This is a genomic window from Fructobacillus sp. CRL 2054, assembly GCF_028764065.1.
GTDB lineage: Bacteria > Bacillota > Bacilli > Lactobacillales > Lactobacillaceae > Fructobacillus.
Genome location: NZ_JACOFN010000002.1, coordinates 1 through 12,040, shown reverse-complemented (window position 1 = coordinate 12,040; position 12,040 = coordinate 1). Strand labels below are relative to the sequence as shown.

The 12,040-nt window shown below is 45.2% G+C and carries 10 protein-coding genes and 1 pseudogene; all 11 read right to left on the bottom strand.

Annotated elements, in window-relative coordinates; translation table 11 throughout:
- Nucleotide 1: 1 nt before the first annotated feature.
- Nucleotides 2-631, bottom strand: coding sequence for a glycoside hydrolase family 73 protein (locus tag H7198_RS00965; RefSeq protein ID WP_274457933.1), 630 nt, complete (start codon nt 629-631; stop codon nt 2-4).
- Nucleotides 632-732: 101 nt separating this feature from the next.
- On the bottom strand, nt 733-1,131 hold the full coding sequence (locus H7198_RS00960) for a hypothetical protein (protein WP_274457931.1): 399 nt from the start codon (nt 1,129-1,131) through the stop codon (nt 733-735).
- 121 nt (nt 1,132-1,252) lie between these two features.
- Nucleotides 1,253-1,552: a DUF1292 domain-containing protein gene (locus H7198_RS00955; RefSeq protein ID WP_091501145.1), complete on the bottom strand. Its 300-nt coding sequence runs from the start codon at nt 1,550-1,552 to the stop codon at nt 1,253-1,255.
- Nucleotides 1,553-1,572: 20 nt separating this feature from the next.
- Nucleotides 1,573-2,007 (bottom strand): Holliday junction resolvase RuvX, encoded by a 435-nt coding sequence (gene ruvX / locus H7198_RS00950; protein ID WP_274457928.1) that lies wholly within the window; start codon nt 2,005-2,007, stop codon nt 1,573-1,575.
- Nucleotides 2,007-2,258, bottom strand: coding sequence for an IreB family regulatory phosphoprotein (locus H7198_RS00945; RefSeq protein WP_091501141.1), 252 nt, complete (start codon nt 2,256-2,258; stop codon nt 2,007-2,009). Before H7198_RS00945 ends, ruvX begins: the two co-directional genes overlap by 1 nt.
- A 156-nt stretch (nt 2,259-2,414) precedes the next feature.
- A complete protein-coding gene (gene alaS / locus H7198_RS00940) occupies nt 2,415-5,093 on the bottom strand; it encodes an alanine--tRNA ligase (protein WP_274457924.1) in 2,679 nt (892 codons plus the stop codon).
- A 307-nt stretch (nt 5,094-5,400) separates the two neighbouring features.
- Nucleotides 5,401-6,819: an APC family permease gene (locus tag H7198_RS00935; protein WP_274457921.1), complete on the bottom strand. Its 1,419-nt coding sequence runs from the start codon at nt 6,817-6,819 to the stop codon at nt 5,401-5,403.
- Between the two features lie 132 nt (nt 6,820-6,951).
- Nucleotides 6,952-8,562, bottom strand: a complete 1,611-nt coding sequence (locus tag H7198_RS00930) for an APC family permease (RefSeq protein WP_274457919.1) — start codon at nt 8,560-8,562, stop codon at nt 6,952-6,954.
- Nucleotides 8,563-8,710: 148 nt separating this feature from the next.
- A complete protein-coding gene (locus H7198_RS00925; protein WP_274457917.1) occupies nt 8,711-10,093 on the bottom strand; it encodes a gluconate:H+ symporter in 1,383 nt (460 codons plus the stop codon).
- Between the two features lie 42 nt (nt 10,094-10,135).
- Entirely contained in the window at nt 10,136-11,680 is a 1,545-nt protein-coding gene (gene gntK / locus H7198_RS00920) for a gluconokinase (protein ID WP_274457915.1), read from the bottom strand.
- A gap of 132 nt (nt 11,681-11,812) precedes the next feature.
- A pseudogene (locus H7198_RS00915) lies at nt 11,813-12,040 on the bottom strand (phosphogluconate dehydrogenase (NAD(+)-dependent, decarboxylating)); the annotation flags it as partial.

Here is a 12,040-nt window from a genome sequence, read left to right as displayed (position 1 = left end):
ATTAACTCACTAAATCAAAACGATGCAAATGGTATTTATCAATCACCTGAATCAACTTCTCGGCGTAATCAGGATCAGTCGCATAACCATCAGTCACTAACCCCTTTGCTGCATCTTGGTAATTTTTTGCCGCTAGTACGTGGGCATACTGCGTTGGATTCCAAGAGGTCCCTGACTTCAGCAATTGCGCATGGGCTAACATGGAAGCCTGCCAGGAAGAGTAAGAAACAAAGGCGGCATTAACCGTTACCCAAGAGCCGTTTTCATACTCTTTCGTTGCCATGGTTACCGATGGTTGACCCGCCGATGCTTTCACCCCAAAAAGGTTATGAGCTTGAGTAGCTAATTCAGATTTACCAAAATCTGATTCGAGGGCTGCTTGTCCCAAAGAAATTGATGCAAAAATACCATACTGCTGCTGTATCTTTTGAGCATATGGCGCCCAGGCCTTCAATTGCTTTGAACGTTCATCCTCTAAGCGGGCTTCCTTACGGTCTTGAATAAATTGAGGTGTCATAACACCCGCTGCAACAATCAGAGTCAATAGAGCCAGCACAGCAATAAAATAACGGCGTCGTTCTTTTTTATTTCGCGGTATTTTCAGCCACTTGCGTCGCTTTCTTTTTGCCATGCCTTCCTCCTGACTTTTATTACATTTATTTACTATACAACTTTTTAATAATAAGTAAAAATAGCAATAAAAAAAGCCCTGATTCTGGGCTTTGATAAAACTTACTTTTTGAAATCTGCACCTTGTAGATTAATTGTCTTGTGCTTGTTAGACAATTGGAAAACGGCGCCACGGCTACCGGTTTGTTGTGAAATCGATGAGTTCTTATCGTACATCAAAACAACAGTATCACCATTAACGTAGTACTTACCACCCACCTTGTTGCTTGGGTTCGACTTGTTATAGAAAGAATAAGTTGACTTCGTGAATGAAAGAACCGCAGTTCCATCCGTTGTCTTGTAAGTATATTGTCCAGAAAGCTTCGTGCTGTCCTCATATACCTTATAGCCAACACCGGCTCCAGCAATAATAACAACGAGCAATACGACAATCGCTGTGATCCACTTGCTCTTCTTAGATATGTTTTTCAAGCTAAACTTTTTTGAAGACTTTTCTGCCATAATTTCAATACCTCTTTTCTTATCTAGACTATTCTTCTGAGTTAGAAAGTCAAGGCCATTTAAACACTTCAGCGAATAGCTGTCAAAAAAAAGCCCCTAAAAAGGGACTTTTTCTTAAGTTTTATTCAAAATTTGAATCATCATCCAAGAAAGTGTTCAACACTTCTTCGACCATTGCCCATTCGGCATCGTCTTCGATTGGCATCAAGTTGCCTTCCTTTGACTCACCGTCTTCTTCAGGGTTGAAGATGTATGCTTGAACATCAACCTGTTCATCTTCTTCAACACCATCTGGGACGAGCAAGATGTATGACTTATCGTATTCTTCTGAATGGAAAGTGAAGAGCACTTCGTACAAGGCTTCATCGCCGTTGTCATCCACAAGGGTAATCTTATCAATTTCAGGGTTTTGTTTTGCCATGCTATTATCCTTTTTAAATCTTATAGTTTGGTCAACTTGCCGTTTGCATCTAAATAGTTTTTCAAAATAAACTCTGCGGCAATTTTATCAATGACCTGCTTACGCTTTTTACGAGAAACATCGGCTTCTTCGATTAGCATTCGCTCCGCTTGAACCGTCGTTAAACGTTCATCTTGAAAGTCCGTTGGTAGACCAAAACGGTCTTCCACCATTTTAGCATAGGCTCTAGAAGCTTCTGCACGGGGACCTTCTGAATTATTCATATTTTTAGGTAAACCTAAAACAACAGCGTGAGCATTTTTCTCCTTGATAATCTCACCAAGGCGATCCAAGCCGAATTCCTTCTCATCCTCATTGATGCGAATGATTTCAACACCTTGAGCCGTCCAGCCCATGGGATCTGAGACCGCCACACCAACTGTTCTGGAACCTACATCTAATCCGAGTATCCGCATTACTTTTTCAAATAGGCGTGTACGAGTTCCTCGATAATCTCGTCACGTTCATGCCGCTTAATCAAATTACGGGCATCGTGCAAGCGAGGAATATAGGCTGGGTCACCAGACATCAAGTAACCAACGATTTGGTTAATTGGGTTATAGCCCTTCTCTTCCAAGGCTGCATAAACCAAAAACATCGTATCATGTATGTCCTTTGGCTCCTGTTGGCCAAAATCAAAAATGGCTGTCTTATCACTTACGCTCATCGTACACACTCCTTTCTTTAACAAATCTTAAGGTTTCTTCTTGCCTCTAGTTTAACACGATTTCCGGTCTTGGACAGTTAAACTATCAAAAAAGTCGGTGTCGGTCTAGACAGCTAGAACAGTTCTAGCCAACTAAATCAGCACCAACTCGACTTTTTAAACTTCAGCAATTAATTCCTTGGCCTTATCCAAAGCGGCTGGAATCTGGTCTTGGTCCTTACCACCGGCTTGCGCCATGTCAGGACGACCACCACCGCCACCACCAACAATTGGAGCAATGGCTTTAACAATGTCACCGGCCTTTACGCCAGCGCCGTTGGCCGTCTTATCAGCGGCAACCAAGAGGTTCACCTTTTCGCCAATGGCAGCAGCCAAAATCAAGACGTTGGAAGCGCCCTTATCACGCCAAGCATCGGCCATTTGACGCAAACCAGAAGCGTTTTCAACCTTCACAGAAGCAGCAACAACGGACAAGCCGTTAATGTCTGCTGGGTTCTGCCAAAGTTCAGTGGCCTGCAAAGCTGCCAACTGACCTTGCAAGGCCCCCATCTGCGTCTTAGCTTCCTTCAATTCGGCAGCCAAATCGGCCACACGGTCTGAAACAGCCAAAAGGTTTGGCACCTTCAAGTTCTTTGCGATTGTTTGCAAAGTTTGTTCTTCGGCTTCAAAGTCAGTCAAAGCAGGCAATGATGTCATCGCTTCAATACGACGGATACCAGCGGCAACCCCTGATTCAGAAGTAATCTTAAAGAGGTTTAATTCGGCCGTTGACTTAGCGTGTGTACCACCATCGAATTCACGGTTGTAATCGCCGATTGAAACGATACGAACCGTGTCACCGTACTTGTCGTCAAAGACGGCAACGGCACCAAGCTTCTTGGCGTCTTCAATTGACATTTCTTCCCAAGTAATTGGCAAGTTTCGTTGAATTTGACGGTTCACTTCGTCTTGCACCTTGTTCAAAGTAGCCTGATCAACAGGTCCTTCGTGGTTGAAGTCAAAGCGCAAGTATTCAGGTTCAACCAATGAACCGGCCTGGTGGACATCCCCACCAATCACGTTACGCAAAGCTTGGTCAAGCAAGTGGGTAGCCGTGTGGTTCAATGAAACAGCGTGGTGACGTTCCATATCAACGGCGAGGTCAACCACTTGTCCAACTTGAACATCATCAGCCAATTCCACTTCGTGGATGTTTTGACCATTTGGTCCAGCCTGCACGTCACGCACTTCGGCAACGATGTCGCCATTCTCGTCCTTGACTGTACCAAAGTCGGCTACCTGACCACCCATTTCTGCATAGAATGGTGTTTGGTCGAAGACCAACCAGGCAGTGGCGCCGGCCTTAGCAGAGTCGGTGTTCACGGCTACGCCAGAATCGTCATGAGCGATGATGGCTACAATCTTGGCACCATCAACAGCCGTCTTTGACCAACCAACGTACTTAGAGTCAACCGTCAAATCAGTCAAGGCAGCGTTTTGAACACCCATGGCGTGTTCCTTACCACGCGCAGCACGAGCACGGTCCTTTTGTTCTTGGAGGGCCTTCTTGAAGCCTTCCATGTCAACCGTCATCCCCAAGTCAGTTGCTTGTTCAGCAGTCAATTCAACTGGGAAACCGTAGGTATCAGACAACTTGAAAGCGTTTTCCCCTGAGATTTCCTTTGAGCCAGCAGCCTTCGCTTCTTCAACGAATTGGTCGAACATGGCCAAGCCGGCCTTCAAGGTCTTGTTGAAACGCTTTTCTTCGGCCGTCATGATAGATTCAATCAAGCTTTCCTTTTCCTTCAATTCAGGATAGAAGGCATCGAGCGTACCAACCATTGAAGGAACAATCTTAGCTAAGAAGTTTCCTTGGATGCCTAACTTTTGACCGTGCAAAACGGCACGACGGAGCAAACGGCGGATAACATAACCACGACCTTCGTTAGAAGGCTTGGCTCCATCTGAGATGGCAAAGGCAACAGCACGGACGTGATCGGCAATCACCTTGAAGGAAACGTTGTCTTCCGTATCCTTGGTTTCATCGTACTTCTTACCATCCGTCAATGGTTCGATGGCGTGGATAATTGGTAAGAAAAGATCCGTATCAAAGTTTGTACGACCGTTCTGGAAAACAGAAACCAATCGTTCAAGTCCCATCCCCGTATCAATGTTTTTATGTGGTAGTTCTGGGTAAGTACTGTTGTCAGTTAATCCAGGCAAGTGGTTAAACTGTGAGAAAACAATGTTCCAGATTTCCAAGTAACGTTCGTTTTCACCACCTGGGTACATTTCAGGGTCATCAGCAGGCAAGTCCGCAAAAGCTTCGCCACGGTCGTAGAAAATTTCTGAATCGGGACCTGAAGGACCTTCACCAATATCCCAGAAGTTGTCTTCCACTTCGTAGATGTGGCCATCTGGCAAGTCGGTCTTTTCCCAGATTGCCTTTGATTCCTGGTCCTTAGGGTAAACCGTCACGTACAACTTTTCCTTATCCAAGCCGTACCATTCAGGTGACGTCAATAATTCCCAAGCCCAAGGAATGACTTCTTCCTTGAAGTAATCACCAATTGAGAAGTTTCCCATCATTTCAAACAATGTATGGTGGCGGGCTGTCTTTCCAACGTTTTCGATATCGTTAGTACGGATGGCCTTTTGGGCGTTAGTCAAACGAGGCTTTGGTGGCACAACTGAACCATCAAAGTACTTCTTCAAAGTGGCAACCCCTGAGTTAATCCACAACAAAGATGGATCGTTGTCAGGAATTAGTGACTTAGAAGGGACCACCAAGTGGTCCTTTGATGCGAAGAAATCCAAGAACATTTGTCGGATTTCTGCTGATGATAATTCTTTCATAGACAGCTCCTTTTTAAAACAATAGAAAAAGCCATCACAAAGAGCGGACGCGTGACCGTGGTACCACCGCTGTTTGTAATGACTGTTAAAGTCTTACCTCAAACCTTGTAACGCCAGGAAAGCGCCCTTGCGGGCTTGCAACTGGGAGCACAGAAAATGGCCGCCTAACCCTTTTCACCAACCAGGGTCTCGCTTAAAGGCTAGTCATTACTGCATGACCAATCAATACTGCCATTATAGCATAAGAGCGCCGCCGTCAACCATTTAAAGCAACAAAAAAGCCGGCTGAGGCCGACTTTTATAAAACTTACTTTGAGTTCTTGGCACCGTAGAAGGCGTAAACCAAGAGACCGATTAGGAACCAAGCCCCGGCGTAAAGCTGTGCTTGTGTATCCAACGTGTAGAAGATGTATCCTGCACCAAGGGCTGCCAATGCTGGCAAAACTGGGTAAAAAGGCATCTTAAAGCCAGGAACTGGTAGGTCCTTTCCTTCTCGTGGACGCAAGGCGTAGATACCAAGTGACACGATCATGAAGGCAATCAAGGTTCCGGCAGAAATTAGGTCAGCCAATTCAGTAAATGAGAAGACCGAACCAATCAAGATGGCGATCACTGTAAGAGTCAACAAAGCGTTGTTTGGCTGTCCCTTTTCAGAAACCTTACCCAAAAAGCTTGGCAACAAACCATCACGTCCAAAGGCGTAAAGCAAACGTGAACCAGCTAGCATCATTCCAATCAAACCAGTAAACATACCAGCCAGTGAAACCACTGACAGGATGTGTGAAGTCCAAGTGTGACCAGATTCAAGAAGGGCCCAGGCAGCAGGCGCCGCGTTGTTTGCGTAACGGCTGTAGTGGAACATTCCAACAAGAACCATAGAAACCGTCACAAAGAGTGCAGTGGCAATCAACAACGAACCAATGATTCCACGTGGCATTGTCTTTTGTGGGTCCTTGGCTTCGGCTGAGTTGGCAGCGATTGAATCAAAACCAATGTAAGCCAAGAAAATTTGGGAAGCACCAGCAGCAATTCCCTGCCAACCACCGAAGGTAGTACCTTCAACATGGGTAGGAATAAAGTGTGCGTAGTTGCTTGGCTGGATGGCGGTTGCCCCAACGATGATGAAGAGGATGATAACGGCAACCTTCAAAACAACCAAAGTATTTTCAACACGGGCCGTGTTCTTCGTTCCACGGAACAAAAGAGTCGTCACTGTCAAGATAGCCAACAAGGCAAAGAGGTCAACGATTCCCCCATTACCACCAGCCAATGGATTGGCTAAGGCATTTGGCAAAGTCCAACCAAATGAAGACAAGAAGAGCTTAAAGTTGGCTGACCACCCCGCTGCAACGAAGGCAACGGCGATAAAGTATTCAGCTAAAAGTGCCCAACCAGCAACCCAACCAAAGACTTTACCGAAAACAACGGAAGCCCAAGAGTAAACAGAACCTGCAAATGGCAAAACAGAAGCAAATTCAGCGTAGGCAAAGGCCGTCAAGCCAGAAACTACGGCTGCAATCAAGAATGAAATCGTCACGGCTGCACCAGCGTGCGTTGCGGCAACAATACCAGGCAAAGTAAAGATGGCGGCACCAACAATGGTTCCAACACCCAAAGCGAGCATTTCCTTTACGCCAAGCGTCTTATTCAGATGCTTATCTGATTGTTCAAAGGCGCTTGGATCAGCTTTTTTTAGCCAAGCACCTTTTTTATTCTCTGATGTCATAATTCCCCTCAGTTCTTTCTAATAAACTTCTTAGAATATTACCAGTATTTCTGCTGCATGTCAATTTCTCTCACATGAAAAATTTAATAAATATTAAAAAAAGTCGAATCTTTCGATTCGACTTTTGATAAATTATTCAGCTGGTTCTTCGTAGTCAACTGTATCGTTAACCTTCTTAGCACGCTTGAAGTGCTTTGTAATCAAGTGTGAACCCTTACCCCAGGCATAGAACGCCAAGGATACAAAGGCAACCATCACGAAGTCCCATGGATAGTGAACCCAACCCACACCGTTAAATTCAACTGAACCGATGTATGATTCAATTGACAAAACGATAAGGTATGAAAGCAACCAGAATGAACCCTTCAATTGCTTCTTCGTCTTTTCCCAAGTGAAGCCTTGCTTCCACTCATAGTAGAAGTAGAATGGCAAACCAAGGATGATAATCAAGATAACTTCAATGGTTGTTGGCCACATTGCCCAGTACGTAGCAAGTGATGCCAAGATAAAGGCCAATGGTGCCATCCACTTCATTGACTTTGACTTAAATGGACGCGTGAAGTTTGGCGCCATTTCACGAAGTGACATAACCGTAACTGGTCCAGTCATGTAAGCAATCAATGTCGCTGTTGAAATAACAGCGGCCAAAGTTGCCCATGAACGGAACAAGGAAACCATGATCATTGAAAGAACAGCATCGGTCACCATCGCCATACGTGGGATACCGTACTTCTTGTTAATCTTACCAATGAATTGTGGGATGTGCTTGTCGGATGCCATCGCTGCCAAGACACGACCGGTTGAAGCGGCGAAAGAAACACCGGTTCCGAATGGTGAAATAAAGGCATCGGTATAAAGCAAGATTGATAACCAGTTCAAACCAACCAAGATAGCCAAATCAGCAAATGGTGATTGGAAATCAATTCCATGCCAACCGAACTTTGCAATTTCAGAAGGTTCGATGGCTGTGATGAAGGTCGACTGAATCAAGATGTACATAACAGTCGCAATTCCAAGTGAAATCACAATTCCACGTGAGATATCCTTCGTAGGGTCCTTCACTTCAGAACCAAAGTTAATGATGGTCTGGAAAGCGTTGAAGGAGAAAATAATACCAGAAACAGTCGTCGCCGCAAAGATTGGGGCTGAACCGTATGGCATGAATTCATGCATGTTTGACCCATAGTTTGATGGGTGGAAAGATGCAATCGTCAACATAATAATTGTCAACAATGGTACCCCCAACTTGAAGAAGGAGATAAATGACGTAAAGCGTGTCAGCAATGTCACTGACCAGTAGTTCAATAATGTAAAGATGGCAATGAAGGCAAAGACAACCAACAAACCGGGAGTGGTAATCTGACCACCCTCAAGGAAGTGGTGCGTCCAGTTCGCCCATGACCAAGGCCATGTTGCCATATACTGAACGGCTGCAACCGCTTCAATAGGAATCAAGGTAATCAAAGACACCCAGTTGGCCCAAGAAGCAATGAAGCCGAGCAGTGAACCGTGCGTGTACTGAGCGAACTTTGACATCCCCCCAGACTGTGGAAACATCGTTCCCAATTCAACGTACGTGTAGGCAATGACACCGATAACCACGGCACCAATCACCCAAGAAATGATAGCCGCTGGTCCAGCCACACGGGTTGCTTCCCAAGAACCGAACAACCATCCGGAACCAATCAAAGAACCTAACCCCAGCAGAACCAGCTGCAATAAACCAATTTTATTAGATTTCATAATAACCTTTCGTCTCTTTTCAAAGTGACCACTCGTAAGTAATCATCCGATGGTCACTATTTTACCAGAAACACTTTGAAATGCAAAATTCATTTTTACATTTTACGACGGCAAGCAAAAAGCCACCGCCTTAGCGGTGGCTTTGGTCTTAGACTAAGACCGCCGTTAAAATCAAAATAACAATCAAACCAGTTACGGAGATAACCGTTTCCAAAACCGTCCAGATTTGGAAAGTCTGTTTCACTGATAAGTCGAAGAATTCCTTGAAAATCCAGAATCCAGCATCGTTAACGTGAGAAGCAATCAACGATCCGGCACCGATGGCCAAGGCAACCAATACCAAAAGCATGTCCCCGTGTGGGTTGGCTAACAAGATACCGTTCACAACACCAACGGCTGTGATACCGGCAACTGTGGCTGAACCAACGGCAATACGAAGCAATGAGGCAACTGCCCATGCAAAGAAAACAATGGCAATTGGTGACATTGAACCAGATGACTGGAAGAGGTCGGCAATCTTATCTGACATTCCTGAGGTAACAAGAACACCACGAAGGGCTCCACCACCACCAACAATCAACAAGATCCCTGAAACGGCGTTCATTCCTTCGTTCAATGAAGCACCAACCGTCTTCATATCACGCTTTTGCATCAACCCCATTGTGAAGATGGCCAAAATCAAAGAAATGGTCATGGCAATCGCTGGGTTTGCCAAGAAATCAATTACTTGGTACACAGCATCAGGGTTCTTAGGTGTCTTACCACCCGTTACAACCAACTTGTAAATGGTTGCGATGATCATAAAGATCAATGGGAAAACAGAAGTCAAAACAGACAATCCAAATGATGGTGTCTTGTCCAAATCGTATTCCTTCACATCCCCAACGGCTTCGATATGTTCCTTAAACTGGAAAGCATCAGGAGCATACTTCTGAGCCAACTTAGTAAAGACTGGTCCGGCAACAACGGCAGTAATCACTGACACGAAAAGTCCAACCAAAAGCATCAAACCAATGTTAGCGTTCAACTGTGAGGCAACGGCTGTAGGAGCTGGTTGTGGAGGCAAGAAACCTTGTGCAGATGACAAGGCGGCTGTCATTGAGATACCCAAGTATAGCAATGGCACACCGGCTTCGATAGCAACCGCAAAGACGATTGGAATCAAAAGCACCATACCAACACCGAAAATCATTGAAATTCCGATGATGAATGAGGCCAACAAAACGGCCCATTGCAAACGCTTCAAACCGAACCAAGCAATCAAAGTCTTAGCGATTCGGTAAGAACCTCCAGCGTCAGCAACCAAACGGCCAATCATTCCACCAAAAATGAAGATGACGGCGTTTGAACCAAGGATGTTTCCCATTCCCTGGTTACCCAAAACGGCGTTTGGAATCTTAGATGGGTTCATACCCAAGAGCAAAGCCAATACAATCGCTGTAATGACCAATGAAACGAATGTGTTCAATTTGAATTTGGTGATCAAGACCAACAAAAGCAAAATGGACAGAATTAACATGATAAATTCCATGGTATTTGTTTAGGGCGTAAACGCCCCACTCCCTTATTTCTCTTAAGCCGGACGCGTATGCTTACGCTGATAGTCGGCAATGTTGTCATACTCCGTCTGCAATTGACGTGAGAGGCGAATGAAAATAGGTGCCAATTCACGGTAGGCTTCGAAGTTTTCAGGATCAGGTTGGTAAGTGTTGGACTTACCAATGTACTTGGAAATCTCGTACAAATCGTCAATTTGGCCGAGTGACTTTTGAGCAACAATAACCGCTGCCAAAGCCCCTGATTCAAAGGCTTGTGGAACAGTCACAGGTTGTTCAAAAATATCTGCAAACATTTGACGCCAAAGTGGTGAACGTGCAAATCCACCGGTTGCTTGAATGGACTTCAAGGAACCAACCACTTCTTCCAATGCCAATGAAACCATGTAGACGTTGAAGGTAATTCCTTCAAGAACGGCACGGAGCATGTTGGCACGGGTGTGAGAATGGTTCAATCCAAAGAATGATCCACGAGCGTTGGCATCCCAAATTGGAGCACGTTCGCCACCAAGGTATGGGTGGAAGAGCAAGCCATCAGATCCCGCAGGAATCTTTGAGGCAATTTCAGTCATTAAGTCGTAAGCATCTTGCCCAAGCAAGGCAGCTGTTGACTTTTCAGCATCAAAGAGGTTATCGCGGGCCCAACGGAAGACGTCCCCACCGTTGTTAACTGGTCCACCAACAACCCAGTGATCCTTATCCAAAGCGTATGTAAATGTACGTCCCTTTGGATCAATAACTGGCTTATCTGAAACGACACGGATGGCACCAGAAGTACCAATCGTGATGGCAGCGACGCCTGGTTGAACGGCGTCGACACCGAGGTTTGACAAAGGTCCATCACCGGCACCATAGACAAATGGTACATCGTCTGGCAAACCGATAACAGCAGCCAATTCCTTGTTCATACCGGTTTCATATTCATAAGGTGAAACAGGTTCAGGCAACTGGTCCTTTGACAAACCAGTTACTTCCAAAGCCTGCTTATCCCAATCGAGTTCAAAGATGTTAAAGAGGCCGGTTCCAGATGCGATTGAAATATCCATCTTGTTAGAACCGAACAAACGGTGGAACAAGTATTCCTTAATTCCAAGGTAGTGAGCAGCCTTTTCAAAAATAGCGGTCTGGTCATTCTTCAACCAAAGCATTTTTGACAAAGGTGCCATTGGGTGAATTGGGGTTCCGGTCTTTTGGTAAATTTCCATTCCCAAACCAGAAGCCTTCAATTCATCGGTGTACTTGACCGCACGTGTGTCGGCCCAAGTAATCACACGAGTCAATGGTTGCCAATCCTTATCGAAGGCAATCAATGAGTGCATGGCAGATGAGAAAGACACGGCTTTAATCGTGTTTCCCTTGCCTAACTCAGCCTTTCGTACTACCTCGCCTAATGCATTGGTAAAGGCTACGAAAATTTCATCCAAGTCCTCTTCGGCCATATCGGTTGTTTCCCGGTAAAGGGGGTAGCCGAAGTTAGCTTGTGCAGCCACTTGGTTTTGATCGTCGAACAGAACTGCCTTAGTGGACGTTGTCCCCAAGTCAATTCCAATCATATAGTCCATGTTATGTCTCCATCTTTACTTATCTATAAGATAAAATGTCGGTACAGCATATTATTCTAAACTGTGATACATGTTGCGACCACACAAAAAGCCCCCAGCATTAGGGAGCTTAGTGCAGGTTTCTTCGAATGCTTACTTAGCAGAGTCCATTGCGTGACCACCGAAGCCGTTACGCAAAGCAGAAACAACCTTTCCTGAGAAAGTATCTTCTTGCAATGAACGGTAACGCATAACAAGTGACAAGTAAATAACTGGTGCTGGAACTTCCAAATCAAGTGATTCTTCAACAGTCCACTTACCTTCACCAGATGAGTGCATACGACCAGAAATTGCTGACAACTTAGGATCCTTAGCAAATTG